Origin of the sequence: Pseudorhodoplanes sp. (genome assembly GCA_032027085.1) — a bacterium.
Lineage (GTDB): Bacteria > Pseudomonadota > Alphaproteobacteria > Rhizobiales > Xanthobacteraceae > Pseudorhodoplanes.
The window spans coordinates 2,596,001-2,622,192 of the sequence record JAVSMS010000001.1; the positions used below are offsets into that span (position 1 = coordinate 2,596,001).

Consider the following 26,192-nt stretch of genomic DNA (forward strand, 5'->3'; position numbering starts at 1 on the left):
GCACTGAGAGTAATGCTATGACAACACCTAACACCTCCCTCAAAGGCATCGGCCCGGTTGCACTGGTGGGTGCCGGGAAGATGGGCGGCGCCATGCTGGAAGGCTGGCTGGCGCTCGGGCTGGAATCGGCACAGGCCCTGGTGATCGACCCGGCTCCCTCACCGGAGATTTCGGTGCTCGCGGGGCGCGGCGTTGTGATCAATCCACCGCGGCATCCCACGCCGAAAGCGCAGGTGGTCGTTGTTGCCGTGAAGCCGCAGGTGGCGACGATGGTGCTGCCGAACGTCGCGCCGCTTGTCGGCGACGACACGGTGATCGTGTCGGTCATGGCCGGCAAGACGCTGGCTTTTCTGGAAGCGGCGCTGCCCGGCGCAGCAATTGTGCGCGCCATGCCGAACACGCCGGCAGCCATCGGACGCGGCATCACCGTCGCCGTGGCCAACAAGAAGGTGACGACGGCGCAAAAAAAGCTCGCGCACGATCTGCTGGCAGCGACTGGCGCGGTGGAATGGATCGATGACGAGGCGCTGATGGATGCGGTGACGGCGGTCTCCGGTTCCGGCCCCGCCTATATCTTCCACCTGACGGAAGCGCTGGCCAAGGCCGGCGTCGTCGCCGGTCTGCCGCCGCAACTCGCCGAGACGCTGGCGCGCGCGACGGTTGCGGGCTCCGGCGAATTGCTGCACCGCTCGCCGCATCATCCGGCCATCCTGCGGCAGAATGTGACCTCGCCGGGCGGCACCACCGCCGCGGCGCTCAATGTGCTGATGGCGCCGGATGGGCTCGAGGCTCTGATGACAAGGGCGGTTGAGGCCGCCACGAAACGGTCGCGCGAGCTCGCAGGATAGGCCGCGAGACGCCTTGGAACGGCCGGGTCCAGTTCCTACGTCATAAACGAGCGGCAAAGCGACAGGAGGTTGTCATGTCCGACACTGCCAGCACCAGTCCACAATCGGCGCGTGACCGTATTGTCGATGCGTTACTGGCACTGCTCGCCGAACGATCGCTGGAACAGATTTCACTTGGCGATATCGCGCGGCGCGCGGGCGTGACGCTGGCGGAATTGCGCAATGAATTTAACTCCGTGATCGCCATTCTTGGCGCGCATATGAAGGACATCGACACCAAGGTCTTGTCGTCCGATCTCTCCGACATGACGGACGAAACGCCGCGCGAGAAATTGTTCGACATTTTGATGCGGAGGCTCGAAGCATTGACGCCGCACAAGGAGGCGGTGCGTTCGCTGCTGCGATCGGCCGCCCGCAATCCAGCGCTGGCAATGGCGCTCAACGGCTTTGCCGTGCGCTCGCTGGAGTTCATGCTGACGGCGGCGGATATCGATACCGCCGGCACCAAAGGCGTCGTCCGCGCGCAAGGGCTGGCATTGCTCTACGGCCGCGTCCTCTGGATCTGGCTCGACGACGAGGATCCTGGTCTCGCCCGGACAATGGCGGCGCTCGACCGTGAATTGGCGCGCGGCCAGCGCTGGGCTGGATTCATCGACGACATGTGCGTCATTCCGGAAGCTTTGTGTCGCGGCGCCGGCCGCTGGCGCTCGCGTCGCCGCCGTGGGCCGGACGAGACGGTTGCTGCCTGATCAGACGGGCACGCGCACTGTCGCGCGCAATCCGCCGAGGGGAGAATCGCCCAGCATGATGTCGCCGCCATGCGAGCGCGCGATGTCGCGGGCGATGGCGAGACCCAGACCGGTGCCGCCTTCGTCCTGATTGCGGGCGTTGTCCAGACGCAAGAACGGCTTGAACACCTCATCGCGCATGCCGGTGGGAATGCCGGGCCCGTCGTCATCGATCGTGACCGTGAGCCAACGGTGGTCGCGATGGCCGGTGATGGCGATCGTGTTGGCATGGCGGGCGGCGTTCGACACCAGATTGGCGAGACAGCGTTTGAACGCCGCCGATTTTACCGTGACTACGGGCTGCCCGTGAAATTCCACGGTCACCGTGTGGCCCGTGCGCTCGGCATCGGTCTTCAGTTCCTCAAGGAAGTCGGCCATGTCGGTCGGTATCGCCGCCTCGCCCATGTCACCGCGTGCAAAGGCGAGATAGGCCTCGAGCATGCGGCCCATCTCGTCCACGTCCTTCTTCATCGCCTCGATCTCGGGGGTGTCGCCGAGCAAGGCAAGTTCGAGCTTGAAGCGCGTGAGGATCGTGCGCAGGTCATGCGAGACGCCGGCGAGCATCGCCGTTCGCTGCTCGATCGCGCGCTCGACGCGCAGCTTCATCTCGATGAAGGCGACCGCCGCACGCCGTACCTCGCGCGCTCCGCGCGGCCGGAAATTTGGCATGTCGCGGCCCTTGCCGAAGGCCTCCGCCGCATCGGCCAGCCGCAGGATCGGCCGGATCTGGTTGCGCAGGAACAGGATGGCGACGGTGAGCAGTACCAGCGAGGTGCCGACCATCCACATCAAGAAGATTCCAGAATTCGAGGCATAGGCTGCGTTGCGCGGCGCGATCACGCGCATCACCGCATTGTCGAGCTTGACGCGGATTTCCACCAGCGCCGAGCGGCCGACCGTGTCGATCCAGAACGGTCGCTTGATCTGCTTGCGCAACTCCATCGACAAAGCCTGATCGAGCAACGAAAAGAATGGTTTGGGGCCGGGCTGCGGCATTTCCCCGACGGGCAGGAAATCAATGACCAGACCGAGCTTCTCCTGTGAGATGCGCTTGATCTGGGTGAACTCGGCATCCTGCGGATAGGTGTGATAGATTTCGATGAGCGCGGCGATGTCGGCGACCACGCTCGCCGACAGTTTCTGCGTCACCGAATTCCAGTGCCGCTCCATGAAGACGAAGGCGACGACCGATTGCAGGATCACCATCGGCGCGATGATGATCAGTAGCGCACGGGCATAAAGGCCCGTCGGCATGAAGCGTTTGATGCTGAGGCCGAGCTTGTCCCAGGCATAGCCGATCCGGTTCGCCGCCGAGCGCAGGGTGGCGAGACCGGAATCGAGCGTGGTCATGTCGACACCACGAGCTTGTAACCGATGCCGCGCACCGTCTGCAGCAGCAGAGGGTTGGCGGGGTCGCGCTCGATCTTGCGCCGCAGCCGGTTGACCTGAACGTCGACCGCGCGTTCGTTGGCGGCCGCGTCATTGCCCGCCAGCGCAAGGCGCGGAACAGTTTCGCCGGGGCTCGCCGACAGCACCGTCAGCATTTCGCGTTCGCGGTCCGTGAGCCGGACGATATCCTCCCCGCGGCGCAATTCGCCGCGTGCAATGTGGAACACGAATTCGCCAAAGCGTACCGATTCCGGCGCCGGGGGCGCGGCTGGCTGCGCGCGTTTGAGGATATTGCCGATGCGCAGCGATAGTTCGCGCGGCTCGAAAGGCTTTGCGACATAATCGTCAGCGCCGATCTCGAGACCTTCGATCCGCATCGCGCTCTCGTCGCGCGCGGTCAGCATCAGAATCGGCACTTCCGATGTCTGGCGCAATGACTTGGCGAGATCGAAGCCGGATTCGCCGGGCATCATCACGTCGAGAATGAGCAGATCAAAATGCAATCCCTGAAGCTTTGCGCGCGCGTCCGCGGCGTTGTCGGCCGTGGTGACGCGATAGCCTTCAGATGCAAGAAAGCGGGAGAGCAGATCGCGGATACGCCGATCGTCGTCGACGATCAGAAGGTGTGGCGCATCATCCGCCGGCGTGGAAGGTGCAAGGCGCGCAGCCTGCATGCGGCTCACCGTATCAGGTTTTCGGGCTTCGGTTCTGGTCGGCGCGGGCGATGAGCTTCTGCACGCTGTCGCGGTCCTCCGCATCGATCATCGCCATCAGGAAGCGGCAGGCCGTCTCGCGCGCGCCGGAATCGAGTTCGCCGAGCGCGCGGGCGATCCGTTCGGTCTGCAGGCCCGCCAGTTTCATGGCCAGCGCTTCGCCTTTTGGCGTGGCATAAAGAAGGCGCTGCCGGCGGTCATTGGCGCCTTCTTTCTGCACCACGTAGCCCTGGTCGATGAGCTGCTTGAGCACGCGGCCGAGCGATTGCTTGGTGATGTTCAGGATGTTCAGCAAATCGGCGACTTTCATGCCGGGATTGCGGTTGACGAAATGCAGCACGCGGTGATGCGCGCGCCCGAACCCGAATTTGGCAAGAACATCGTCGGGATCGCTGACGAAATCACGATAGGCGAAGAACAATAATTCGATGATGTCCCATAGCGGAGTGGCGCCTTCGCGAAGGCTCTGGTCCTTGGGCGAACGGTCGCGAACCGAGGAAATGGTCATTGGTCGTCCGAATGGCCGGCAAATTACGTCAGCTATATTGACATATTTTCCGCAGATTGATACCCAGAGCAGCGCTTGAAAGAAAGGATCGTTCCCGCGTTGGGTGGGGTACGATTGTTGCGCCGGTTCCCGAAGCGCGTTCTCATGGACCGGCCGGGAAAAGATATCGGGACTTGGCCCGCGAGGCAAAAGCGGGTTCGCTGGCGGTCTTAAAGGCCCCCGCGGCCATCGCCCGAGGGAGGAGTGCTATGGCAGTGCCTTTTCATGAGCTTCCGGGTCAGATTTGGTTCGACGGCAAATTGATGCCGGGTCCCGACGCCAAAATTCATGTCCTGACCCATGGGTTGCATTATGCAAGCTGCGTATTCGAGGGCGAGCGCGCCTATGGCGGGCGCATCTTCAAGAGCACGGAGCATTCCGAGCGTCTGAAGAACTCGGCGAATATCCTGGATTTTGAAATTCCGTTTTCTGTCGCGGAAATCGATGCCGCGAAACAGCTCGTGCTCGACAAGAACGGCATCAAGGACGCCTATGTGCGCCCGATCGCCTGGCGCGGATCCGAGCAATTGGGTGTGTCGGCGCAGAGCAACGCCATTCATCTTGCCATCGCAACCTGGGAATGGCCGAGCTATTTCGACCCAGCTCAGCGACTGAAGGGCATCAAGCTCGATCTTGCCGATTACCGGCGTCCCGATCCGAGGACCGCGCCGTGCCTCGCCAAGGCCGCAGGGCTCTATATGATCTGCACCGTCTCAAAACATCGCGCCGAACGCAAAGGATTTGCGGACGCGATGATGCTGGACTGGGAAGGCCGCGTCGCTGAATGCACCGGTGCCAATATCTTCTTGGTCAAGGACGGCAAGATCCACACGCCGATCGCCGATTGTTTCCTTGACGGCATTACCCGCCGCACGGTCATCGATATCGCCAAGCGACGCGGCTTCGAAGTGATCGAGCGCCGCATCATGCCGGAAGAATTGTCGAGCTTTTCCGAGTGCTTCATCACCGGCACGGCGGCGGAAGTCACTGCGGTTGCGCAGATCGCCAATTGGAATTTCAATCCGGGCGGCATCACCAAGCAATTGATGGACGATTACACCGCTGAAGTGAATCCGAAATCGGCAGCGGCGTAATTACCAATGCGTCGTCCCGGCCATTTGCAAAGCAAATGAGCCGGGGCCGTTAGCCGAATCTCGTTGCTTGTTTAAGTCCCGGATCACGCTCTTTCGAATGCGTTCGGGACAACGATTCAATCCCTCAGCACCACCAGCCGATCCGTTCCGCTCTCCGCGCCCCAGACTTCGCCCGGACGGCCAAGCATCTGGCGCACCGAGGCGCCTGAGCGATTACTAGGGAAGCTCTCGAATTTTTCGGTCTTTGGATCGAAGCGCACAATAGCATTGGCGGAAAAATCAGTCAGCCAGACATGATCCTTATCGTCGACATAGACTGAATAAGCTCCGAATTTTGCATTCGGAAGCTTCCATGTCGACCAGCTCTTCGCCATCGGGTCATAGCGGCCGACTTCTCCCGTGTGCCAGAAGCTGACCCACAGCATGCCTTTCGAGTCGGGCCAGATGCGGCGCGGGCCGAGGCCTTTGCGGGGCGGTTCGACGATGTTGATTTCGCCCGTCACGACGTCGATCTTGGCCAGATGATCGCCGGCAAGCGAGGCATACCAGACATCGCCGGACGGCGTCGTCGTGATCCCGTAAGGGCCGCGTCCGCGCGGCGATTTCCAGGCGTCGGTTTTCCCGTTCGCGGGGTTGATGCGGCCATAGACGCCGTTCTGCCCGGTAAACCAGTAAATGCCCTTGTTGTCGAAGGTGCCGGTGTTCAGATTGGCGTCGGCAAATTCCTTGGGCAGCGGGAAGACTGTTACCTCTTTCGTTTTCGGATCGACACGGACATTGGCGTTGAGCCCGCCATCGGTGACCCAGGCGGCGCCGTCGGGGCCGACGATCACGCCATGCGGCCGCGATCCCTTGCCAAGCGGAACGCGTTCGATCTTGCCCGTCTTTGGATCGAGGCGGCCCACTTCACCGCTTTGCTGGCCGGTATACCAGACCGTGCCGTCGGGCGCGGGCGCCACATCATGCGGATGCGAGCCTTTAGGGACGTCGAAATATCTCACCTGCGCCGCAAGCGCAGGCGCGTGCAACGCCAGAAGGCAGATCGCAATCAAAGCCGCTCGGCGCATGCGTTTTTCCGGCCCTGTCCTCTAAAACAATCAGCCGCGGCTCTTATTCAGCCGGCTGATCTGCGGTTTCAAACGCCCTTCGATAGCGCTCGGGCAGATGATCGGCGATCGTGGGCGGCAGGATATATCGCTGGTACCAGCCAAGCCATCCTTTGCGCGCCGAGACCGGAAAATTTCCGGTGAGCAAATCTTGCCAGCGCTGCCGATAGCCGTTCCGCAGGGTGTTTGCGAATAGCGGATCGTCGCTGTCTACGGCCGAGACCGCCAAGCCTGCAGTGAAGCAGGCGCCACGCGGGCAGGCAATCATGCGGCCGGCATGGCGGAAGCCGAATCTGCTGGGCGGGACGGTCGGAATAATGTCGAGGCCGTGGATCAGCCGGAAAGTCCGCTCGCCGAGACCGCTGGCATTGTAGGCTTCGGCAAAGGCCGCGGCGCCGACGCGCGGGGCGCCGAAGGTGTAAACGCCGCTCGCCATGACATCCATGTCGCGCAAGGCGCGCGCCGCGGCGGTCACGGCGAGAGCGCCGCCGAGACTATGCCCCGTGAAGTAAAGGGGAGTCTTCCGGTCGATGTCGGCAAGGGCGATGGCCAATTCCGGCCATACCGCGTCGATCGCTCTGCGAAATCCATGATGCATGTCGCGCGACCGCGGGCCGAGATGGAAATTGGTCAGCCAATTGGCGAGCGCCAACGGATCAGTCCCGGCAAAGGCGACAAAGGTTGCGCCGTGTCCGCGGGCGACAATGCCGTGCGTCGAGGTGAATGGAAAACCGTCGAGACGCTCTTTGGAAATCAATGCCTGCCGCTGCAAATTCCAACGGTGCAGCACCGGCGTCACCTTCTGGCGCGCATCGCGCACTTCATAGGCGAGCTGCGCCATCCACATCAGCGCGCGCGCAGTTTCAATGCTGAAAGCCGCACGCGGCGAAAATCGTGCGAAGGCGTCCTCGCAATACGCATCCAGCGGAATTTCGACCAGAAAACTCACAGCTCTGACCTGCCGCCGTTACTCCGCCGCCGCGTCGCTGCGGGTCTGCCAGCGCGCGGCCGCCGTGTCATCGCTGTCCTTGGCCTCGACCCAGTTGGTGCCGGCAGGGCGCTCTTCCAGTTTCCAGAATGGCGCGCGCGTCTTCAGATAATCCATCAGGAAATCGGCCGCCGCGAAAGCCGCCTGCCGGTGCGCCGAGGCGGTGACGACCAGAACGATATTGTCGCCGGGCAGCATGCGTCCGTAGCGATGAATGACGGTGACGCCAAGCAGCGGCCAGCGTGCCTTGGCGTCTTCGACGTGACGCGCGATTTCATCCTCGGCCATGCCCGGATAATGCTCCAGCGTCATCGCCGACACATCGTGCCCGCCTTCGTGATCCCGGCAGATGCCGGTGAAGGTGACGACGGCGCCGATATCGGTGCGTCCGCGTGACAATGCCGCGGCCTCGGCGGCCACGTCGAAATCCTCGCGCTGCAGGCGGATGGTGGTGGTCATAAAGTATATTCTATCGCCTTGGCTCTTCACCGTCATGCCCGCGCTCGTCGCGGGCATCCACGCCTTGTAAAGAGCAGGAGGTGGATGGCCGGGACAAGCCCGGCCATGCCGAGACAAAAAGTCATCCTCCCGTCATTGGCGGGAAGAATGCGATCTCGCGCGCCCCGGAAATGGCCGCGTCCGGCTTCACATGCATCCGGTCGATGGCGGCGCGGATGACTTTCGGCTTTTCGAAGGCGTAGGCATATTCCTCGCCGCGCTGGGAGAGCCAATTCACCAACTCGGCCACGGTGGTGACGTCGGCGGGCGGCGCAATGTCTTCCTCCGCCTTGCCGACACGCTCACGCACCCACGCGAAATACAGAACCTTCACAGCCTATTCCTCAATCAGATGCCGCAGACCGGCGCGGAAATAATCCCAGCCGGTATAGAGCGTCAGCAGCGCCGATATCCAGAGCAGGACAAGACCGATACTTGTCGTGATCGGCAGCAATTCATCGCCCGAGCGCCAGCGCCATTCCAGGATCGATTGCGGCAAGGCGAGGTCGACGGCTTCGCCGCCGAGCAGAAATCCAATGGCGACAAGCTGCAGGGCGGTTTTCCATTTCGCGAGCTGCGTCACCGGCACGCTGACACGCAATTCCGCCAGATATTCGCGCAGACCGGAGACCAGGATTTCACGGCAGAGAATGATGATGGCCGCGAACAGCGACCAGCCCTTGATCGTGTCATCGGCAGCCAACATCAGCAGGCAGGACGATACCAGGAGCTTGTCGGCGATCGGATCGAGCATGCGCCCGAGCTTAGATTGCTGGCCCCAGGACCGCGCGAAATAGCCGTCGAAGAAATCAGTCACGCCGGCGGCGATGAAAATGAACAAGGCCGCCAGTCGCAGCCATAAGCCGCCCTGCAGGATCGCCTGCCAATACATGCAGGCAACGACCAGCGGCACCGCAGCGATGCGGGCGTAGGTCAGCAAGTTCGGCAGCGACAGGGTGTGCGCCGAAACCCGGCCTGTAGTGACTGAATTCATAGATGCAACGAACACCCATGACGCCGCCCCGTCAACCGGGCGAATCGTCGGTGCGGCATTTGTCCCTGCCCTTTCGCCGCCAGTGGCAGGGGGGTCGGAGCGTTGCCGGCATTCAACTCGGACGTTCGTGAAAATAATTGTAAATTCGCTGCGCCGTATCGGAATTGATGCCGGGAACCTTGATTAGGTCGGAAAGTGACGCCCGCTCGATCGCTTTCAGGGTTCCGAAATGGTGCAGCAATGCGCGCTTGCGGGTGGGGCCGATCCCCGGAATCTCCTGCAATCCCGATTCCCGGATGTCCTTTTTACGGCGCTGCCGGTGCGATCCCACCGCGAAGCGATGCGCCTCGTCGCGCAGCCGTTCGACGAAATAGAGCAGGGGATCGCGCGGCGGAAGACGAAACGGCGTCCGCCCAGGAATGAAAAAGGTTTCGCGTCCGGAATCGCGATCCATGCCCTTGGCGATACCGACCAGCGGAACATTGGTCGCGCCAAGTCCAGACAAAATGTCGCGCGCCGCATTGAGTTGGCCAAGCCCGCCATCGATCAGCACCAGATCCGGCCAGGGCGACTCGCCGGATGCGGTCTCGGCCGCATTCTCCCCGATCAGCCGCTTGAACCTTCGTTCCAACACTTGCCGCATCATAGCGAAATCGTCGCCGGGCGTCAGTTCAGACGAACGGATATTGAATTTGCGATACTGGTTCTTCTGGAATCCGTCCGGACCGGCGACGATCATCGCGCCGACGGCATTGCTGCCCTGGATGTGGCTGTTGTCATAGACCTCGATGCGGCGCGGCGGTGCGGGCAGTCCGAATGTTTCCGCCATCGCGGTCAGCAGTTTCTGCTGCGAGGATGTCTCCGCCAGCTTGCGCGCCAGCGCCTCGCGCGCATTGGCAAGCGCGTGATCGACCAGATCCTTGCGCTCGCCGCGCTTCGGCCAACTGACATCCACCTTGTGGCCGCTCTTGGTAGTGAAAGCCTCGGCCAGAAGATCGCAATCCGCGATATCCTCCGAGACAAGAATGAGCCGCGGGCACGGCTTGTCGTCATAAAACTGCGTGATGAAAGAGCCGAGAACCTCGGAAGATGACAGGGAACGGTCGGCTTTCGGGTAATAGGCGCGGTTGCCCCAGTTCTGGCCGGTGCGGAAGAAAAAGACCTGCACGCAATTGAAGCCGCCGGCCTGGTGGATGGCGAAAACGTCTGCTTCTTCAATGCCGCGCGGGTTGATCCCCTGCTGCGACTGGATCGCGGAAAAGGCGGCGAGGCGGTCGCGATAGACGGCAGCGCGCTCGAAATCGAGTTGCTCCGACGCTTTCTGCATCTCCTTCGCGAGCTCTTCCTTCACTTTCCGGCTTCTTCCGGACAGAAATTCGCGCGCTTCCCGCACATACTCGGCGTAGTCCTGCGGGCTGACCTCATTCGTGCACGGGGCCGAGCAGCGCTTGATCTGATGCAGCAGGCAAGGCCGGGTGCGGCTCTCGAACACCGCGTCCGAACAGGAACGGATGAGGAAGGCGCGCTGCAGCGCCGTGATGGTGCGGTTCACCGCCCAGACCGAGGCGAACGGCCCGTAATAATCTCCCGGCCGCGTGCGCGCGCCCCGATGCTTCAGTATCTGCGGCGCCGGATGATCCTTGGTGATCAGGATGTAAGGGAACGACTTGTCGTCGCGCAGCAGCACGTTGAAGCGCGGACGCAGCCGCTTGATCAGGTTGGCTTCCAGCAGCAGCGCTTCGGTTTCGGTGCGGGTGGAGACGAATTCCATCGCCGCGGTCGCCGCGATCATGCGGGTGATGCGTGTGTCGTGCCCTGTCGGCCGCGTATAGGCGATGATGCGCTTCCTGATGCTCTTGGCCTTGCCGACATAGAGCACCTCGCCATTCGCATCGATCATGCGGTAGACGCCGGGTCCTGACGGCGCGTGGCGGGTATGTTCGAGAATGGCGGCGCGGCCGGCCGCGAGCGATCCGGCCTTCGCCTCGCTCAAGTCGATCTCGGTGCCGGACGTTGCGTCTTCGGCCTCCGGCAGGCTCGACTCGTCCTCGTCCTCCGGGAGCTCGATCTCGGGCTCGATATCTGTCTTTCGGCCATTCATGGGATGGCAGCTACATGTCGACGTATCGGCTTTGATGCAAGTCCGGCGGCGGCGGACGCCGCCGGGGGCGTCCTGTGCCGCAAATTTTGCGCGCTATGCAGTATAGTCAACGTATTCTTAAGGAATTGGCCAAGAGTAAACGAGCCATTAGCAATAGCTTTCGTAATTCTAACCGATTCATGAACGCTTAACTTAAACATTGCGATAAATCCTACGCATGAAAACGTCGGTTTTTGGCCCTGCAGGTGGCGCATTGGCGCTGTTCTGGAGGGGCCGCCGCGATGTTGTGAGGTCTGCGTGCCGGAACCTGTGGCGTGCGAGGAGTGAGTGTGATGAGGAAGACGATGATCTGGGCCGGCCTCGCATGGGGCTTTGTCACGGCCCTGACCACCGGCGCTGCCACCGCGGCCGATCTGAACGGCGGCTATTACAAGGCGCCTTATGCGCCGCCGCCCCCCTATAGCTGGGTCGGTCCCTATATCGGCGCCAATCTCGGCTTCCAGTGGGGCGAGATCACCGGCAACCCAACCGAGCCGACTGGCATCGCCGGCGGTCTGCAGGCCGGCTACAATTGGCAAATGGGCCAGTTCGTCTATGGCGCGGAAGCCGACATTCAGGCCTCGGGCGCCGACGACACCTTCGCGCCGTGGAAATTTTCCAACCCGTGGTTCGGCACCCTGCGCGCGCGCGGCGGCGTCGCCATGAACAACATCCTGCTCTATGTCACCGGCGGCTTTGCCTATGGCAAAGTCGAGGGCGAGGCCTTCGGCATCTCCGAGAACAAGATGCAATACGGCTATACGCTCGGTGCCGGCATGGAAGTCGGCCTCACGCCGAACTGGACCGCAAAGGTCGAATATCTCTGGATCGATCTGGCTGATCGCTACTATTCCGCGACCGGGGTGGAGAACGGCCTCGAAACCAGCCTGTTGCGTTTCGGCGTCAATTATCGCTTCTGAGTTTACGCTTCTGAGTTCTTCGCCACACGTCGGACTTGGTAAAAGCCCCGGACCGCAAGATCCGGGGCTTTTGTTTTGCAGGCGAGATTGTTCAAAACCTTTGCCGTCATCCCGAGGTGCGAGCGATCGAAGAAAGCGAGCCTCGACGGATAGCGGCCGATCATCCTTTGAGGCTCGCTGTTTTCGCAGCTCGCACCTCAGGATGACGGAGATCGAGCGCTTTCCGGCGAAGCGGAAGTCGGTTCAGATTGAAGTGTAACGGAAAACGCGCGTATTGGATTCAGCCTGGTGCGACCTTCGTCGCAGCAAATGCCGGCACCTGCACCGCGAAACTATCCAGCCATTGCACCAGCGCCGAATAGTTTTCGCGCCAGCGCCTTTCGAAACGCAAGTCCTGATACCCAAGCGCGCAAGCGAGCGTGATCTGTCCGACATCGGGCAATGCGTCGATGCGTGGCGGATTTTTCTCAAGCACGTCCATTGCGCGCATGACCTTCTCGGTCTGGTAATCGAGCCAGGGCTGATGCCAGATCGCCTCCGGCCGATAACGTTTTTCATAAACCTGCAGCAGCAACGCATCGAGAATTCCGTCGCAGAGCGCCTGCAGGCGCAAAGCCGCGAAGCGCGCCTTGGAATCGCGCGGAAGAATTTTGCCGCCGCCGGCGAGATGATCCAGATATTCGAGGATGACGCGGGAATCGAACAAGGCGGCGCCGTCTTCCAGCATCAATGTCGGAATCTTGCCGAGCGGATTTTGCGTGCGCAGCGGACCTTCCGCCTTGCTGGTGTCGGTGACCTCGATCGTGATCTTGTCGGACAGCCCGAGCAGAGCGGCAGCAATCTTGATCTTGCGCCCGAATGGCGAGGCGGGCGCGCTAAGTAGAATCATCATGTCTTGCACTCACAGAAACGGCGCTCATGGACGTGCGCACAAAAGAAAGGGCGCGGCTGCTTGCGCTGCCGCGCCCGCTTCATCCCAGATCGCTGCGGTCAATCCGTGGCGCCGGCGTCAGCCGGTGATGACGAGATTGACGGCCTTCGGTCCCTTGCCCTTCTTATCAGGCTCGACATCGAAGGTGATGCGTTGACCCTCCGTCAGTGACTTCAAGCCAGCTTGCTCGACTGCGGTGATGTGAACGAACACATCGCGTCCGCCATCGTCCGGCTTGATAAAGCCGTAGCCGCGCTCGCCGTTGAAAAACTTGACGGTTCCTGCTTGAGCCATTGAGGAACTCCCCTTCCCGCAATTGCTAAGCCGCCTGCCCCCACGGCGCGGCGGCTCGGCTTACATTCACAGTCGGGGAAAGCGTCAGCCTTTCACAGCCTCAGTCACTCCGCCGGCCCCCCTGAAGGAGGCGGAACGTCAGCCAGTAACATAAGTCAACACCAACGCAGGCTTGCTGGAAAGGGGTTCTGACGCAGAAGCTAGCGAGTTTGTGATGGGAGCGGCGCAACGATCGTGCTGCCTGCTCCGCCAGCGAAGATCGTCGCCAGGACGGGCAGGAGGATGCTCACCTCCCGCGCCAGCGTCCAGGGCGGATTGATCGCGATCATACCGGTGCCGCGAAGGCGCGCGGTTTCTGTGGGCGCTGCAACAATTAGTTCCATCCGCAACATTTTCTCGATGCCGTGCTGCAGCAATTTCTTGAGAAAGCCGGTGACGTCTTTCGGATCTTTGACAGGATACCAAGCGAGATAGGTGCCGGTCGGCCATTTGCGCCAGGCCTCGCCCAGGGCGGCGGCGAGGCGGGCATATTCATTCGGCTCCTCGAAAGGCGGATCGATCAGCACCAGGCCGCGCCGCTCCTTCGGCGGGATATAGGCCGTGAGCGCCGTCCAGCCGTCGATCTCGATCACCTTGCAGCGGTTGTCGCCGCCGAGGGCGCGATTGAGCGCGGCGATGGCGGACGGCTCGAGTTCGCAGGCGATCAGCCGGTCGTTGCGGCGCAGCCATGTTCGCAACAAGGCCGGAGAGCCGGGATAGGTTTTCAGCCGCCCGGGATTGAAGCTTTTCACCGCGTCGAGATAGGGCGCGATCAGATCGCGCGCGGCCGGATCGAATTGGGCGTCGACCACGCGGGCAATGCCGTCCCGCCATTCGCCGCTGCGGCTTGCCTCCTCGCCATGCAGATCGTAAAGCCCGCCGCCGGCATGCGTGTCGATGATGCGGATCGGCGCGTCTTTCTGCTGCAGATAGCCGACGATCCGGGCCAACACCGCGTGCTTGACCACATCGGCAAAATTTCCGGCGTGAAAGGCGTGGCGGTAATTCATGACATCGACGGCGTAGTGCGGCGGGTGATTAAAACCCGGTTAACCCTGTCGCTGCGGGATTGCGAGCGGATTGTGCGGATTTATCGGTAAAATTACTGCCTTGCATTTAGCGGCAAAGTCAGGACCGGCTCTTAAGTTTGCGAGCGTGCGCTTTTCCGGAGCGCCGCGATCCGGCCGCAGACGCGGCGAGCAAACAGGGCGACGACCATGCTGCGAGGCGCGATTGCCGCGGTCCTGATCTACGCTTACGGCCATCCGGGCCTTGAAGCGGCGCGTCCGGCCGCGCTCGACGCGGCGCTGCAGGGCTTCCACCGCGACGTCAACGCTATTTTCATCGACAGCTATCGCGCAGTTGCCAGATTCGACGATGACCGCGCCGTCGCCGTGGTGAAGGGCTACGTGACGCATCTGGAAGCGCAGGCGCGTGGTAAGGACTAAGGATTAGAGCATGATCCGTTCAGCCTGAATCGGATCATGCTCCAGATTCGTCTATTTGATCGCGGTTTCTACTGCGAACCGGTTTCCACTTCGCCGGAAACGCTCCAGCTGCTGCGCGTCTCGGCGATCTTGCGCGACGCGATCAGCCGCCGCGCGCCGGCGGCATCACCAGCTTGTCACGACGGCAGGCACGGCGATCCACATCGCCGCAATCCCGGAAGCGCAAATCCTTGGTCATGCAGATGCGTACCTCGCTCAGGCGGCGCTGGTCGCAGGTGACGGCAATCGCTGCGCGCGACAGGCCGGGGTTGGCGGCGACAAAGGCCTGCTCCACTTCGTCCGGCGTGACGGTGAGATTGGACTCCACGTCGTGGAATTGCGGCGGGATGATTGTGATCTCGCGCGCCTTGCGCACATTGTCGAAATAAACCTGCGCGTTGAGACCGGAGCAGGTGCCGTGCCGATCCCATTGGTTAAACACCAGCCGCGGCGACGGCATGATGTCGAGCATGGAATCGACTATGCCGCGGTTGAGCCGCGGGGCCGGCACCTGGCAGTCGCGCGGAAAGTCGGTCTCGCGCTGCGGCCACAGACCGTGCACCACGAAGGAATAGGGGCGGGCGGCACATTGCTGCTGCGGCACCCGTTCGGGATTGCGCTCGCGCGCGGCCTCGCAGAAGGACGGCGACCAGGACAGGGCAAGGACATAGAAATCGAAATGGCCGGGCTGGTTGCGGCTGGATGCGCCTTGCGCTGAAGGGCGGTCGCCGGCGCGCTGCGCCGACTGGCCCTGCGGCGGCCGGTCCTGCGAAAAGGCTGAAATCGTCAGGATGAGCGTGACGGCGGCAGCCGCCGCCAGACGGTAGGCAACGTGAACATAAGCAGTGTGGAACATGGGATGCCCCCTCAACGCGCGTTGCAACGTCGAGAGCTTACCCGCATAGGTAGAACAAGACAAGAACAAAACAAAAATGAAGCGGGATCAAAAATCAGGGCTGCGCCATCCGGCAGACCGGGCTGTTGGCCCAGTTGCGGTCGAGTCCGACCACGCACCAATCCACGCCCCAGGTTGCGCCGATCATGCCCTGGTCTTCGGCGATGAAATAATGCACCGGCCGCCAGACGCCGTCGGATGCCTGTACCCGCCCGGAGCAGAAGCGGCGCGGGATGGTGTCGTGTGACCACGGCCGGAAGCCGGTCTCACGGATGCGGTCGAAGGCGACAAGCTGCAGCCCGGACTGCCAGAATCGCCGCTCCTTGGCAGCGAAACGGCTCTGGATCTCGCCCAGTGCTATCGGGTCTTCACAGGCCGGCAGCCGGCCTGAATAGCGCGGCCCGCTCAGCCAAAAATTCATTTCGAACCAGTTGGCGGCCCGCGCGGGAACGGTCTCCATGCAGACCGTAACCAGCCCCGCCATCAGCAAAAGCGCGATGCGCGAATGACGAGCGAACATGTGCAAAATCCCCGTGCCTCGCAGGGACCGTGCCGCGCGCCGTGGCCGCGGTCAAGGCCGCGCGGCAGAAACCCCGGCGGTGCGCCGGAGCGGCCACACCTCCGGGTGCAGCCGCCTGTGCACAGTTTTTTCGCGGCGGACTCCGCAAGCGATTCCGGGGCGCTGGCGCCGCGCTTTGCAGGCCCTAAGCTGATCCAGGGTGATTCGCGCGCCATGCGCGGATCGGCAGGGGTCGACGGCATGGTGGCGCAGGCCATCCGACTTGCTCCGGTGCAGGGCAGTTTCGGGCTGCAGGCGGCGAGCCGCCTCATGCTGAATGTGGTCGCGCCCTGGATCCAGGACCTCGGATTGCTGATCGAAGTCATCGAAGCGACGCGGCCCGCCGGCGCCAATGCCGAGTGGCAGCCGCGCGCCGTGCTGCGGCTGCCCTATGCGCAGAAATCCTGCCGCGTGCAGGACGCTGTCGGTGCGCCGGCGCTGATGGCGCTCGCCGACACGGCGATGATGTTCGCCTGCGCGGCGGCCTGGAACGGCTATCGTCCGATGCGCGCGATCGATCACATGATGCAATTCGTGCGTCCGGCCAAATGCGACGTGCTGGCGGAAGCGCGCATTGCCGGGGTCGGACCGACGACGATCTTCGCGCGCGTGACGCTGATCAGCACCGCCGACGATCAGCCGGTCGGCATGGTGGCGGGCAGTTACGCCATCGTCTGATTCAAGAAGACATCCGATTCAGGCGGAACTTGCAGCGCCGCTTCGTAAGAAAGCGAAACCTCTTGTGATCCTCGTCCCGCTGCATCGCGGAACGGCGGACCTTGGCGGCGCGTTTTTTTCGATGTCACCGTTTGGAGAGCCACATGAGACATGCAATCGGATTTCCCGCCATTCCCGCCGTGATGGCCCTGTTGTGCACAGGTTTGGTGCCCGCGACAGCGCAGACGATCATTCAGGAATCCACGCAGGCGCCAAGCACAAGCGTGGAGCGCACCATCGTGCGCGAAAGCATCGCGCCGGCGCGCAAGGCGAAAAGCGATTGGAAGGCAACACCGGGCCGCAAGGCGACGACGAGGGCAACGACGACCAGAGCCGCGCCGCGCGGTACCGTTCGCACCACGACGCATGAGCGCATCGTGACAAGCCCGGCGCCTGTTCGCGAGCGCATTGTGGCGCCGGCGCCGCGCCGGGTCGTGACGGATGCGCCGCTTGAACTGACCGAAGCCGAACGCGCGTTTGTCTACCGCACCATTGTTGACCGTCCGGTGCAACGCAATGTCGTGGTCACCGAGCCGGCGCGACGCGCTCCGGTTGTCAGCGAGCGGATCGTGATGCGAGCGCCCGAGCCGCTGGTGACGATCGATGATGACGGCGACGATATCGTGGTGCCGCCGGCGAGCCGGCGCGTTGTGACTGAAACTACCGGCGTCGCCGTGCCGGCCGAGCGGGTTGAACTCGTGGTGGGTGCGCGCGTTCCGCGCAACGTGCCGCTCTATGACATCCCGGCCTCCGCCGTGGCGGCAGCTCCGACGATCGGGCAATACCGTTATGCGCTGATCGAGGATCGCGTCTATCTGGTTGATCCGGATGACGGTGTGGTCATGACCGAGCTTTACCGCTAGGGCCTGGCGGATTCGGCGACCGAACTTTTCGCGTGGCCTTGCGTTGGGTTCCGTCATTCGCTGGCGGGGCAGAACGGAGCGACCCATGCGATTACTTCGCAATTCCGCCATCACGGTCATGCTGGCGGGGATAATGCTGGCGGGAGTGACTGTCGCGTCAGCGCAGAGCGGAGCAACCACCGGCGTGGCGCCGGCCGATCGGCCAGCGCTCGCCGGCCAAGTGGTGCCGTCGCCGCAAGACGCGGCGGTGCATAATACGGCTGCTGCCGAGCGGGACCGGCTGCCGATCCTCGCGCATACCTTCAATTTCACGGACGAGCAGAAGCAGCAGATCCGCGACGCGCTGGCGGCGGAAAAGGGAGGCGGTTCCTCGAATGTCACGCCGACGGCGGGAACGGAGATTCCCGATGCGCGGGCGGTCAAGCCCGTCCCCGAAAACCTCGCGCAGAAAATCCCGCAGATGAAGCGCTACAATTACGTCAAGCTTGGCGACAAGATTGCCATCGTCGATCCGCATTTGCCGGTTGTGGTCGCGGTGATCGAGTAGAGTGGAATGTTTGGGGAGAGAGAAACTTGCGTTTGCTTCTGACAGCAGCCGTCGTGGCGATGTCGGTGATGACGGCACAGGCCCAGTCCGCAGGCGTTCCCGGCGAAGCGGCACCGGGCGTGAAGGGCATCGGCCTGACGCCGGTGCAGAAAAAACTGATCTACGAAAACACATCGGGTGAGCGGCAGCAGCGGGTGCCGGAGGATCAGGTATCGCTCGGCGCGCCGATTCCGGACTCGCTGATGCTCAACGAGATGCCGGTGCACGTGAAGGACGAGATCGGCGTCCTGCGCGATTTCAAATTCGCGGTTGTGCAGGGTGCGCGGTCGGTGCTGATCGTCGATCCCGCCAAGCGCAGGATCGTCGACATCGTCACCCGCGACGAGGGGATGAAATAGCGCCAGCCGGCGAGGCGATGAAATAGCGCCAGCCGGCGAGGCGATGAAATAGCGCAGCTCACCAGGTTCGCTTGAACCCGGCAGTCAGGCTCTTGTTGGTGTCGCCTTCCAGCGTTTCGCTGACTGTCCCGGTGATGCTGACACCGCCGAGCAATTTCTGTTCGGCGCGGAGCGAATTCAGCCAGACATCGTCGACGCTCGACTTGCGGCTGCCGGCGCCGAAGCTTGTGCCGGTGGCGAGAAAGTTCAGCTTTGCCAGGCGCTCGGTGTCGAACACATTGAGGGGCTCGCCGCCGGAAAGATCGTTAGGCAGCGGCTGGCTGCGCAAATGCGTCACCGCGAACCCGCTTTCCATCGTGACCGACAGGTCGTCATTGAGCGGCAAGGATTTGCTGAAGCGCGTGCCCAGTTTGCCCTGGTCCTGAACCGGATCGAAACGCGCGTCGATCGAGGTCTTGTCCCAGCCGATGGGAAGATTGAGCCCGGGCGCCGTCGTGTTCACCCAGGCGACGCCGTTCGACTGACTTGCCGATGTTCCCGCGATCAGACGGTCCGGCGTCATCAGCGGTGACGGCGCCGGAGCAAGTCCGAAGTCGACGCCGACCTTGGTGTCCCAGGCGGTCGGCAACCGGCGGTTCACGGTGACGGCGGTCGAACCGTCGCGGTTTTCCCTGCGGTTCCATTTGGTCAGGCTCTGCTGGGCCGTCGGCACGATGGTGATCGTCCTGCCGTGAGACGGCGTTCCGACGAGCGAACTCGCATCCGTGTTGAGCACGCTCCAGTCGATTGTCGGGTCGAGCTTGCTCAGATCGAGCGGTTCGGTTTCCGGCGGCGGTGCGTCCGACTGCGCATAGGCGGCACCTGATAGAGCGGTGAGCGCCACTGCACAGACAAGCACCAGGCGTCTGTCAACCGGGAAAGACATCTCGCAATTTCTCCGCCGACCGAGGTTCGGCTGTGCCTTGAGGGAAGGGCGGGATACCTGCACGCCGAGATGGCGTTTGTTTGACGAAGTCCTTAACGGACTTGCTGCGTGCCTAACCGGGCCTTGCTGCGCGGAAGCGCTCGCAGAAAATGCCGGCAGCGTTGGCGGCTGCCGGCATTATCGTGCGCAGATGCTCCGGCACTTACCAGGTCAGGCTTTCCAGCGACATGCGGCTGAACGGAGCCGCCTGGCGCGGCGAGGTCACCGCCTCGGCGCGTGCGCGGCGGGCTTCCCTGGAGACGGAATTTTGCGCCGACCATCCGCGGGAAGTTTGTGCCGACCATTCGTAATTGCGCATCGCTTCGATGCGGCTGGAATCATAGGTCTGGGCGGTTGCCGACGCCATGCCGATGATGGCGAAGGACGCGGCAAAGAATGCGGACTTGATGAGCGACATGGTCTGTTCCTCTGTTGCAAGAACGTCTCCCGATGAGGCGTCTCGCAGACAGGTTCGGGTCTGAGACCGAATTGTTTCGCAGGTGCCTTTCAATCGCCGGTGAGAATTTTTCACGCCGGCGTCACGCGCGCGTGAGGATCAGGCGGACATCAGGCGGAAGGTAAGCAGCAGCACAACCGCGAGGATCGCCGCGCCAATCAGCAGGAATGAGGGAGACAGAATGGGGCGGCTCGTCGACATCGGCGCTGCGCCCTCGCCTTGTTGAAAATTCACCATTCCAAAAGTCCTACACAACACAACATCGCGTTCGTGACCGAAGCAGAAAGCTTCGAGGCCGGTCGTGTAGACGAAAATACCATCGCGGTTATGGTATAAAAATACCTGTATGCCAGCTATGCACTGCGGATTGACGCCTCAATCCCAATGGGTGCCACCCCAAAATCCGAATGGGCGTCGCCCAAGAATCCAAAAGGGCGCCGCCCGAACCGAACGGCGCCCGATACTTGTCAGCTCGCGTCAGACGGCACGATGAGTGCGCCCGGCTTCCACTGCGCCAAGCTCTCGCTGATGATCTTCATCGACATCATAGCCGATTGGCTCAACCCGGCATAACCGGTGAGTTCACGTTGCACGCGCTCGCCTTCGCGGCGGAGCATGTCGCGCATATTGCTCAACTCGCTCATGACCCGATCGATTTCCGCAACCGTCTGTCCGGACACGCGCTCGATCAGGAGATTGACGTTTTCAACGGCCGGATCGCCGGTTTCCTCGCGCGGACGGCGCCGTCCGGTGACGTCGCGGCGAATGAATTCGCGAATCTGTCCTTCGAATTCCGGCGACGATTGCGCGATGTCACCCAGCCTTTCCGGAACCGGACGGTCGGAAGCCGGTCGGTCGGTGGTTGGCCGGTCAGACACAGGCCGGTCAGACGCAGGCCGGTCAGGTCGAAGTGCGGTCATGCTTACGCTCCTTCCATGATGCGCCGCGTGGCTGGCAGGCGGCTGTCCCCAAGGAGAGCGATTGCGGCACGGGATGTTGTCGGACGAACGGCCCGAATGCGGCGATTTTGGCCCGCGATACCGCCACAATCTCCAGCGTTAACTCCCGCCTAATATTTGCGCGGCGCTGCAGCGTATCCGCGCGCCGCAAGCCACAGCTTCCCCCGCAGTGGCGCCGGAACAACCGCGCTCGCCGCCGGATTAAGTTCTCACAAGTTCAGAGAAAACCGTGGAGTTGCACCATGACACACGTTGATTCGCGAGGGGTGGCAACGACGGCCAAACTCGCCAGCCATCCGATTCATCCCATGCTGGTTCCATTTCCGATCGCGCTGTTCATCGCAACTTTTGCCTGTGATCTGGCCTATTGGTTCACAGGTGGAGTCTTCTGGGCGCAAGCGGCGATCTGGGCGCTGGGTGCCGCGATTCTCACCGCCGCACTCGCGGCGGGGGCAGGCCTCACCGATTTCCTGGGCAATCGCCGGATCAGGGCGATGAGCGATGCATGGCAGCACATGATTGGCAATGTGATTGTGGTTGTTCTGGCCTTGATCAGTTTCTTGATCCGCTACAGTTATGGCGCGGCGGAAGGCGTGATGCCGTGGGGTCTCTTGCTCTCTGCCGTCATCGCGGCGCTTCTGCTCTTTACCGGCTGGAAGGGCGGAGAACTTGTTTATCATCACCGGATTGGCATGCATCCGGAGGCGCCGGCCGAACCGGCTTCGGGGGCGGGAACATCAGGCCGGCTGCACGCGTGAGGAATTTCATCGGAGATTCTGACTAGCCTCTGAAACTTTGCGCTGCTCATGCAGATCAGCGGATCTGCATTACGCCGCGCGCGTGAGATCGAACGGCCGCCCCATTGCCTGTTCGGCCACATCGAAGCTGTCGAATATCGCCTTGAGCGAGACCAGCCGGCGCTCGCGGAATGTTGCAAATTTGGCAAGGCGCAGGCTCAGCACACGGCCGGTGCTCAGGTCGAGCGCGCTGATCCTGATCAGCGCGGCGGCATTGTCGCCATCGCCGAGCAGGCCTTCATGTTCACATCGGCGCAACTGCAGAACCGACATGAGCTCGCGCAACATCGCGAGCACCGCAGCCTTGCCTTTGCGCTGCCCAAAAAAAGGAAACAGGTCGACAGGACCGAACACCATCCATTCGATTTCGTCGTCCAGAAAGGGCGCAAGGCGCCCGGGATCGCGCGACGTCATGGCGTCGCAAAAGGCGTGGACAAAGCCACGCGCGGCTTCTTGAGACATACCTGACTCCGGGAAATGATTTTCGGACGGCCCTATGCCCCCGGACATCGTTGTCCCGGATGTGCCGCCGCACCGCGAATTTGTGAAGCGCCTACAACAAATGCGTGCGAATTTGAATCAAAATTGCTGCATAGCAATAATTCCATGCTGCATAGCAGCAAGACCGCGGCGGAAACCGGTTTGCGGTGGCGGCGTTAACTCGCAGACCTGGAGGTCCCCGATGATTATCGATCCGTTAACGCTGGCGCTTGCCGGTCATCTGGTCATCGCCGTTGCGGACAATGTGCCGGCCCTCAATGTTGAGCCGAGCTGCCGGGGCTCGGCGCAGGTCGCAGTCCCGAAGGCCGACGGTCAGCTGCCGACGATGCAGGAGATCCGCAAAACCTGCCTGACCAAGGAGCACGAGGCCCGCGACAAGCTGAAAGAGGACTGGTCGAAATTCACCAGCGAGCACCGCGCCAGCTGCGTCCGCTCGACCTCGGCCGGCGGCATTCCGAGCTACATCGAGTTGCTGACCTGTCTGGAAATCGCCGATCAGGCGCGCAAGCTGCCGGACGAGCCGCTGCGCGGCACGACCGGCGTCGGCAGCGGCATGAGCCGGTAGCGCTTCATTTTTGGTGTAGGGCAATCGCATCAGGTTTGACCGCACCGCGACTGCGACCTCACCCTGAAACGTCGGCGCGAAGCGCCGGTGGGGTCGGCGTGATTTCTTCTTGCCCCTCAGTCGTGCGCCGCGTGCAGTGCCCCCCATCCGATTTGCTTTCGCAAATCGACCCCCTTTCAGGAGGAGGTAACCCGAATTTGCTGCACCGCTGAGCGATATACGATGGCCTCGTGCAGGCTGGCGAGGGGGAACGAAATTGGAAATGCCGGCAGGTCTGGCCTGCCGGCATTCTCTGAAACAGGCTTAGTTCGAGGTGAAGCGCTCGAGCGATTCACGGCTGAACGGCGCCTTTTCCTTCACGATCACGGTCGAGCCATGCGCGGTGCGCGCGTCCTGGCTGATCACCGGCTTGCTGACCGGGGCCGTATAGGTCTGCGCATTGGCGGACACCGCGACGAGCGTGAGGGCAGCAGCGGTCAAGGCAGTCTTGATGATCGACATCGTATTTCTCTCCATGTGTGATGATGCGCCCCGAACGGGGTGCGAGCCCTTTGGTCGCCGCCCCGGCGAAAATGGTTCACAGATGAACAGACGGTTAGCTAAACATTTGTTTATCAACGTGAAATTCCTGTAACACACGTCGCTGCCGCAATTCCTCGCGTAGGATTCTCCTGAGTGGGAGGGCCCACCAACGTGAGGAGACGACATGCGTAAACTGGCTTTCATCGTCGCTGCGATCGGCGCGCTGGCTGTCACCGCGCCCGCCTATGCAGCAGGCTCAGCGTCAGGAAGCGTTCCGATGGAGCGGGTGGTGCCCGCTTCTTCCAAGCAGGCGGACGAGTTCAGCTCTTATCGCCGGCACTGGCGCGGTCACCGGCACTGGCGCGGCGATCGTTACTGGCGCGGCCATCGCCACTGGTATGGGCCGCGCTTCTACGGCCCCCGCTGCCGCTCGGTCTGGCGGCCCCATCGCGGCTGGGTGCGCATTTGCCGCTGGTAAACGGCGCGTTCACGACAATCGCAGGAATGGCCCCGGAAACGGGGCCATTTTGCTATGCAGGGGCCCGGAAAGGCGGCGAAAACCCCGCTTTTGCGGCCAGAAACCGGCCTTTGGGCCTCGCTTTTGACGCGATGCCACCCCATATAAGAGCGGTATCCGGGAGGGCTGAGAGGGCCGCGCGAGGCGGCCTTTTGTTGTTTTCGCAGGCGTCGCGTGTGTGAGCTTGCACGAAGAAGGAGAATTCGAATGTCGCAGCAGACCGCCGCCGTCCAGCGTCCCGCCGCTTCGCGCCGAACCGCTGATTTCAATTACAACGCCCCCGCTGAATTATTCCCCAGCCGCAGCCGCCGCACCCGCGGCCCGGTCGCCTACAAGCGCTTCAACAGCGCCGCCGAGGCCCTGCGCTATGCCATCGAGGTGTTGCCGGCGAGCGGCCTTCTCGGCGCGACGCTGGAGGTGAACGAGGTCCGTTTCGGCCACCTGGAAATCCGCGCGCTCTATGACGACGCGGCCTATCCGCTGCAGCGCCGCGCGCAGGCGAGTTGAAATCCTCCGCCTCTGCGCCCGCTCGTCCCGGCGGGCGCAACCCGGCAGGTTCCTGGCCGTCAGTTCTTCTTCTCGAACGTGTTGCTCGCAGAATGTCCCTGCGACGAGTTCAGGTTCTGTGCGGCCTTGTAGGCTGAAACGTGCTTCGGCTTGTCCTTGTCGGCTTTCGGCTTCTTCTTTTCCTTGCCGGGCCGGTCGTGGCTTTTCCCCATGACATCCTCCTGTCATCTCCCGGTGCGGGCCGCACCTTGGTGAGGGATGACCGAGACTAGCAGCGTTTCACCGTTTCGGCACCCGGGCGACGCCCCCGCATCCTAGGCGCTGCCTTCACATTTCGATAAGCTTGCTGCGACAAACTCCCGGCCAACCCGGAGACACGTTATGGCCATGCCCGTCCTGCCTATTTTGCTGCTGCCATTGGCGGTAGCGGTGTCCGACACGCTGCCGAATTTCAATGTCGAGCCGAGCTGCCGCGGCGGACTGACCGATCCCAAGGACAATGCGCGCTTCCAGCAATGCCTGAAGGAAGAGGCGGCGGCGAAGACCACGCTCGCCGCCGGCTGGACGAAATTCCCGGCCGCCGACCGCGAGACCTGCAGCGCCACCGCACGCATGGGCACGCCGAGCTATGTGGAGATGCTCACCTGCCTGGAGATGGATGCCGATCTGCGGAAGATGAAGTACAAGCCGAAATAGCTGCTCGTCATTGCCGGGCATCGCCGTCGACGACGGCGTCGTGACGCCCTTGTGACCCGGCCATCCATCATCTTTGCGAAAAACGATGGATGCGCGGGTCAAGCCCGCGCATGACGCAGGAGCAAGGCGGGCGCTGACCCGCTGCATTCGCTCCGCATCAATTTCCACGAGGTGCGTTCCGTGTCCCCAGACATCCTCAAGGATCTCGCGCCCACCGGCACGCTGCGCGCGGCCATCAATTACGGCAACGGCGTGCTGGCGCAGCGCGGCGCCCATGAGCAGGACGCGAAGGGTGTGTCCGCCGATCTCGCGCGCGAACTGGCGAAGCGTCTCCGCGTGCCGGTGACCTTCGTCGGCTTCGACGGGGCGGGCAAGGTCTTCGAAACGCTGAAGGCGCCCGACAGCGATCCGAGAACATGGGACGTCGCCTTTCTCGCCATCGAGCCGGTGCGCGCCGCCGAGATCGCCTTCACCGCGCCCTATGTGATCATCGAAGGCACCTACATGGTGAAGGCGGATTCGCCGATGCAGAGCGTCGGCGATGTCGACCGGGCCGGCATCCGCATCGCGGTGGGACCGAATTCGGCTTACGATCTCTATCTCACCCGCACGCTGAAGAATGCGCAGCTCGTGCGCGCGGAGAGCGGCGGCGGGCGCGCGATGATCGATCTGTTCCTGCGCGAGAAGCTCGACGCCGCCGCCGGCGTGCGCCAGCCGCTCGAGGATTACGCGAAGACCGATCCCGATGTGCGGGTGATGAGCGATCGCTTCATGGATATCCGTCAGGCCATGGGCACGCCGCAGGGCCGTCCCGCCGGCGCGCAATATCTGAAAGGCTTCGTCGAGGAGATGAAAGCGTCCGGTTTCGTCGCCGATGCGCTCGCGCGCAGCAACCAGCAGGCCAGCGTCGCGCCGGCGGAGTAATTCCCTCTCCCCGCTTGCGGGGAGAGGG

Annotated in this window: 36 protein-coding genes; 15 read left to right on the top strand and 21 right to left on the bottom strand. The window is 62.6% G+C overall.

Features of this window, described 5'->3' with window-relative positions; translation table 11 throughout:
* Nucleotides 1-17 precede the first annotated feature (17 nt).
* The gene (proC, locus tag RO009_12515) at nucleotides 18-848 is read left to right on the top strand and encodes a pyrroline-5-carboxylate reductase (GenBank protein MDT3685849.1); all 831 of its coding nucleotides are present in this window, start codon (nucleotides 18-20) and stop codon (nucleotides 846-848) included.
* Nucleotides 849-922: 74 nt separating this feature from the next.
* The gene (locus RO009_12520) at nucleotides 923-1,597 is read left to right on the top strand and encodes a TetR/AcrR family transcriptional regulator (GenBank protein MDT3685850.1); all 675 of its coding nucleotides are present in this window, start codon (nucleotides 923-925) and stop codon (nucleotides 1,595-1,597) included.
* On the opposite strand, the gene RO009_12525 is transcribed toward RO009_12520, so the two are convergent.
* The 3 genes from RO009_12525 to RO009_12535 are packed head-to-tail and all read right to left on the bottom strand — an operon-like array spanning nucleotide 1,598 to nucleotide 4,246.
* Entirely contained in the window at nucleotides 1,598-2,986 is a 1,389-nt protein-coding gene (locus RO009_12525) for an ATP-binding protein (protein MDT3685851.1), read from the bottom strand.
* The gene (locus tag RO009_12530) at nucleotides 2,983-3,699 is read right to left on the bottom strand and encodes a response regulator transcription factor (protein MDT3685852.1); all 717 of its coding nucleotides are present in this window, start codon (nucleotides 3,697-3,699) and stop codon (nucleotides 2,983-2,985) included. The genes RO009_12525 and RO009_12530 overlap by 4 nt, the downstream gene beginning before the upstream one ends.
* Before the next feature lie 13 nt (nucleotides 3,700-3,712).
* Nucleotides 3,713-4,246 carry a MarR family transcriptional regulator gene (locus tag RO009_12535; protein ID MDT3685853.1) on the bottom strand — a complete coding sequence of 178 codons (534 nt, stop codon included), beginning with the start codon at nucleotides 4,244-4,246 and terminating at the stop codon, nucleotides 3,713-3,715.
* A 248-nt stretch (nucleotides 4,247-4,494) separates the two neighbouring features.
* On the opposite strand from RO009_12535, the gene RO009_12540 reads away from it, so the two are divergent.
* Entirely contained in the window at nucleotides 4,495-5,379 is an 885-nt protein-coding gene (locus RO009_12540; GenBank protein ID MDT3685854.1) for a branched-chain amino acid aminotransferase, read from the top strand.
* Between the two features lie 116 nt (nucleotides 5,380-5,495).
* On the opposite strand, the gene RO009_12545 is transcribed toward RO009_12540, so the two are convergent.
* The 6 genes from RO009_12545 to uvrC form a co-directional block, all read right to left on the bottom strand.
* Nucleotides 5,496-6,446, bottom strand: coding sequence for a lyase (locus RO009_12545; protein ID MDT3685855.1), 951 nt, complete (start codon nucleotides 6,444-6,446; stop codon nucleotides 5,496-5,498).
* 43 nt (nucleotides 6,447-6,489) lie between these two features.
* A complete protein-coding gene (locus RO009_12550; GenBank protein ID MDT3685856.1) occupies nucleotides 6,490-7,434 on the bottom strand; it encodes a lipase family protein in 945 nt (314 codons plus the stop codon).
* Between the two features lie 18 nt (nucleotides 7,435-7,452).
* A complete protein-coding gene (gene moaE, locus RO009_12555; GenBank protein MDT3685857.1) occupies nucleotides 7,453-7,932 on the bottom strand; it encodes a molybdopterin synthase catalytic subunit MoaE in 480 nt (159 codons plus the stop codon).
* A gap of 121 nt (nucleotides 7,933-8,053) precedes the next feature.
* Complete coding sequence (gene moaD, locus RO009_12560) at nucleotides 8,054-8,305, bottom strand: molybdopterin converting factor subunit 1 (protein MDT3685858.1); 252 nt, start codon at nucleotides 8,303-8,305, stop codon at nucleotides 8,054-8,056.
* 3 nt (nucleotides 8,306-8,308) lie between these two features.
* Nucleotides 8,309-8,965 (bottom strand): CDP-diacylglycerol--glycerol-3-phosphate 3-phosphatidyltransferase, encoded by a 657-nt coding sequence (pgsA, locus tag RO009_12565; GenBank protein MDT3685859.1) that lies wholly within the window; start codon nucleotides 8,963-8,965, stop codon nucleotides 8,309-8,311.
* A 112-nt stretch (nucleotides 8,966-9,077) separates the two neighbouring features.
* The gene (gene uvrC, locus RO009_12570; protein MDT3685860.1) at nucleotides 9,078-11,066 is read right to left on the bottom strand and encodes an excinuclease ABC subunit UvrC; all 1,989 of its coding nucleotides are present in this window, start codon (nucleotides 11,064-11,066) and stop codon (nucleotides 9,078-9,080) included.
* Nucleotides 11,067-11,398: 332 nt separating this feature from the next.
* On the opposite strand from uvrC, the gene RO009_12575 reads away from it, so the two are divergent.
* Nucleotides 11,399-12,025 carry a porin family protein gene (locus RO009_12575; protein MDT3685861.1) on the top strand — a complete coding sequence of 209 codons (627 nt, stop codon included), beginning with the start codon at nucleotides 11,399-11,401 and terminating at the stop codon, nucleotides 12,023-12,025.
* Nucleotides 12,026-12,305: 280 nt separating this feature from the next.
* Here the strand turns inward: RO009_12575 and RO009_12580 are convergent, their stop codons facing one another.
* The 3 genes from RO009_12580 to rlmJ form a co-directional block, all read right to left on the bottom strand.
* On the bottom strand, nucleotides 12,306-12,917 hold the full coding sequence (locus RO009_12580; GenBank protein ID MDT3685862.1) for a glutathione S-transferase family protein: 612 nt from the start codon (nucleotides 12,915-12,917) through the stop codon (nucleotides 12,306-12,308).
* A 117-nt stretch (nucleotides 12,918-13,034) separates the two neighbouring features.
* Nucleotides 13,035-13,250, bottom strand: a complete 216-nt coding sequence (locus RO009_12585) for a cold-shock protein (GenBank protein MDT3685863.1) — start codon at nucleotides 13,248-13,250, stop codon at nucleotides 13,035-13,037.
* 200 nt (nucleotides 13,251-13,450) lie between these two features.
* The gene (gene rlmJ / locus RO009_12590; protein ID MDT3685864.1) at nucleotides 13,451-14,299 is read right to left on the bottom strand and encodes a 23S rRNA (adenine(2030)-N(6))-methyltransferase RlmJ; all 849 of its coding nucleotides are present in this window, start codon (nucleotides 14,297-14,299) and stop codon (nucleotides 13,451-13,453) included.
* Between the two features lie 207 nt (nucleotides 14,300-14,506).
* Between rlmJ and RO009_12595 the strand changes: the two genes are divergently transcribed.
* Nucleotides 14,507-14,737 (top strand): hypothetical protein, encoded by a 231-nt coding sequence (locus RO009_12595; protein MDT3685865.1) that lies wholly within the window; start codon nucleotides 14,507-14,509, stop codon nucleotides 14,735-14,737.
* A gap of 142 nt (nucleotides 14,738-14,879) precedes the next feature.
* Here RO009_12595 and RO009_12600 read toward each other — a convergent pair whose 3' ends face one another.
* Together RO009_12600 and RO009_12605 are read right to left on the bottom strand one after the other, a co-directional pair.
* On the bottom strand, nucleotides 14,880-15,632 hold the full coding sequence (locus tag RO009_12600; protein MDT3685866.1) for a ribonuclease T2: 753 nt from the start codon (nucleotides 15,630-15,632) through the stop codon (nucleotides 14,880-14,882).
* Between the two features lie 94 nt (nucleotides 15,633-15,726).
* Nucleotides 15,727-16,191: a hypothetical protein gene (locus RO009_12605; protein MDT3685867.1), complete on the bottom strand. Its 465-nt coding sequence runs from the start codon at nucleotides 16,189-16,191 to the stop codon at nucleotides 15,727-15,729.
* A gap of 117 nt (nucleotides 16,192-16,308) precedes the next feature.
* On the opposite strand from RO009_12605, the gene RO009_12610 reads away from it, so the two are divergent.
* The 4 genes from RO009_12610 (at nucleotide 16,309) to RO009_12625 (ending at nucleotide 18,755) form a co-directional block, all read left to right on the top strand.
* Nucleotides 16,309-16,908 carry a PaaI family thioesterase gene (locus RO009_12610; GenBank protein MDT3685868.1) on the top strand — a complete coding sequence of 200 codons (600 nt, stop codon included), beginning with the start codon at nucleotides 16,309-16,311 and terminating at the stop codon, nucleotides 16,906-16,908.
* Nucleotides 16,909-17,051: 143 nt separating this feature from the next.
* A complete protein-coding gene (locus tag RO009_12615; GenBank protein MDT3685869.1) occupies nucleotides 17,052-17,810 on the top strand; it encodes a DUF1236 domain-containing protein in 759 nt (252 codons plus the stop codon).
* A gap of 85 nt (nucleotides 17,811-17,895) precedes the next feature.
* A complete protein-coding gene (locus RO009_12620; GenBank protein MDT3685870.1) occupies nucleotides 17,896-18,357 on the top strand; it encodes a hypothetical protein in 462 nt (153 codons plus the stop codon).
* A gap of 26 nt (nucleotides 18,358-18,383) precedes the next feature.
* Nucleotides 18,384-18,755 carry a DUF1236 domain-containing protein gene (locus tag RO009_12625; protein MDT3685871.1) on the top strand — a complete coding sequence of 124 codons (372 nt, stop codon included), beginning with the start codon at nucleotides 18,384-18,386 and terminating at the stop codon, nucleotides 18,753-18,755.
* A gap of 58 nt (nucleotides 18,756-18,813) precedes the next feature.
* On the opposite strand, the gene RO009_12630 is transcribed toward RO009_12625, so the two are convergent.
* The 4 genes from RO009_12630 to RO009_12645 form a co-directional block, all read right to left on the bottom strand.
* Nucleotides 18,814-19,680, bottom strand: a complete 867-nt coding sequence (locus tag RO009_12630; GenBank protein ID MDT3685872.1) for a hypothetical protein — start codon at nucleotides 19,678-19,680, stop codon at nucleotides 18,814-18,816.
* A 202-nt stretch (nucleotides 19,681-19,882) separates the two neighbouring features.
* A complete protein-coding gene (locus RO009_12635; protein MDT3685873.1) occupies nucleotides 19,883-20,137 on the bottom strand; it encodes a hypothetical protein in 255 nt (84 codons plus the stop codon).
* Between the two features lie 138 nt (nucleotides 20,138-20,275).
* On the bottom strand, nucleotides 20,276-20,413 hold the full coding sequence (locus tag RO009_12640) for a hypothetical protein (protein ID MDT3685874.1): 138 nt from the start codon (nucleotides 20,411-20,413) through the stop codon (nucleotides 20,276-20,278).
* Between the two features lie 230 nt (nucleotides 20,414-20,643).
* Complete coding sequence (locus RO009_12645; protein MDT3685875.1) at nucleotides 20,644-21,096, bottom strand: hypothetical protein; 453 nt, start codon at nucleotides 21,094-21,096, stop codon at nucleotides 20,644-20,646.
* Nucleotides 21,097-21,377: 281 nt separating this feature from the next.
* Here RO009_12645 and RO009_12650 point away from each other — a divergent pair, with 281 nt between their 5' ends.
* Nucleotides 21,378-21,893 (top strand): DUF2231 domain-containing protein, encoded by a 516-nt coding sequence (locus RO009_12650; protein MDT3685876.1) that lies wholly within the window; start codon nucleotides 21,378-21,380, stop codon nucleotides 21,891-21,893.
* A gap of 69 nt (nucleotides 21,894-21,962) precedes the next feature.
* On the opposite strand, the gene RO009_12655 is transcribed toward RO009_12650, so the two are convergent.
* Complete coding sequence (locus RO009_12655) at nucleotides 21,963-22,394, bottom strand: nuclear transport factor 2 family protein (GenBank protein MDT3685877.1); 432 nt, start codon at nucleotides 22,392-22,394, stop codon at nucleotides 21,963-21,965.
* Nucleotides 22,395-22,614: 220 nt separating this feature from the next.
* Between RO009_12655 and RO009_12660 the strand changes: the two genes are divergently transcribed.
* Nucleotides 22,615-22,998 carry a hypothetical protein gene (locus tag RO009_12660; GenBank protein ID MDT3685878.1) on the top strand — a complete coding sequence of 128 codons (384 nt, stop codon included), beginning with the start codon at nucleotides 22,615-22,617 and terminating at the stop codon, nucleotides 22,996-22,998.
* 303 nt (nucleotides 22,999-23,301) lie between these two features.
* Here the strand turns inward: RO009_12660 and RO009_12665 are convergent, their stop codons facing one another.
* Entirely contained in the window at nucleotides 23,302-23,499 is a 198-nt protein-coding gene (locus tag RO009_12665; GenBank protein MDT3685879.1) for a hypothetical protein, read from the bottom strand.
* A 205-nt stretch (nucleotides 23,500-23,704) separates the two neighbouring features.
* Here RO009_12665 and RO009_12670 point away from each other — a divergent pair, with 205 nt between their 5' ends.
* Together RO009_12670 and RO009_12675 are read left to right on the top strand one after the other, a co-directional pair.
* Nucleotides 23,705-23,998 (top strand): hypothetical protein, encoded by a 294-nt coding sequence (locus tag RO009_12670; GenBank protein ID MDT3685880.1) that lies wholly within the window; start codon nucleotides 23,705-23,707, stop codon nucleotides 23,996-23,998.
* A gap of 246 nt (nucleotides 23,999-24,244) precedes the next feature.
* Nucleotides 24,245-24,544 (top strand): hypothetical protein, encoded by a 300-nt coding sequence (locus RO009_12675; protein MDT3685881.1) that lies wholly within the window; start codon nucleotides 24,245-24,247, stop codon nucleotides 24,542-24,544.
* A 59-nt stretch (nucleotides 24,545-24,603) separates the two neighbouring features.
* On the opposite strand, the gene RO009_12680 is transcribed toward RO009_12675, so the two are convergent.
* On the bottom strand, nucleotides 24,604-24,756 hold the full coding sequence (locus RO009_12680) for a hypothetical protein (GenBank protein MDT3685882.1): 153 nt from the start codon (nucleotides 24,754-24,756) through the stop codon (nucleotides 24,604-24,606).
* A 169-nt stretch (nucleotides 24,757-24,925) separates the two neighbouring features.
* Here RO009_12680 and RO009_12685 point away from each other — a divergent pair, with 169 nt between their 5' ends.
* Entirely contained in the window at nucleotides 24,926-25,240 is a 315-nt protein-coding gene (locus RO009_12685) for a hypothetical protein (protein MDT3685883.1), read from the top strand.
* A gap of 180 nt (nucleotides 25,241-25,420) precedes the next feature.
* Nucleotides 25,421-26,164 (top strand): ABC transporter substrate-binding protein, encoded by a 744-nt coding sequence (locus RO009_12690; protein MDT3685884.1) that lies wholly within the window; start codon nucleotides 25,421-25,423, stop codon nucleotides 26,162-26,164.
* Nucleotides 26,165-26,192 lie beyond the last annotated feature (28 nt).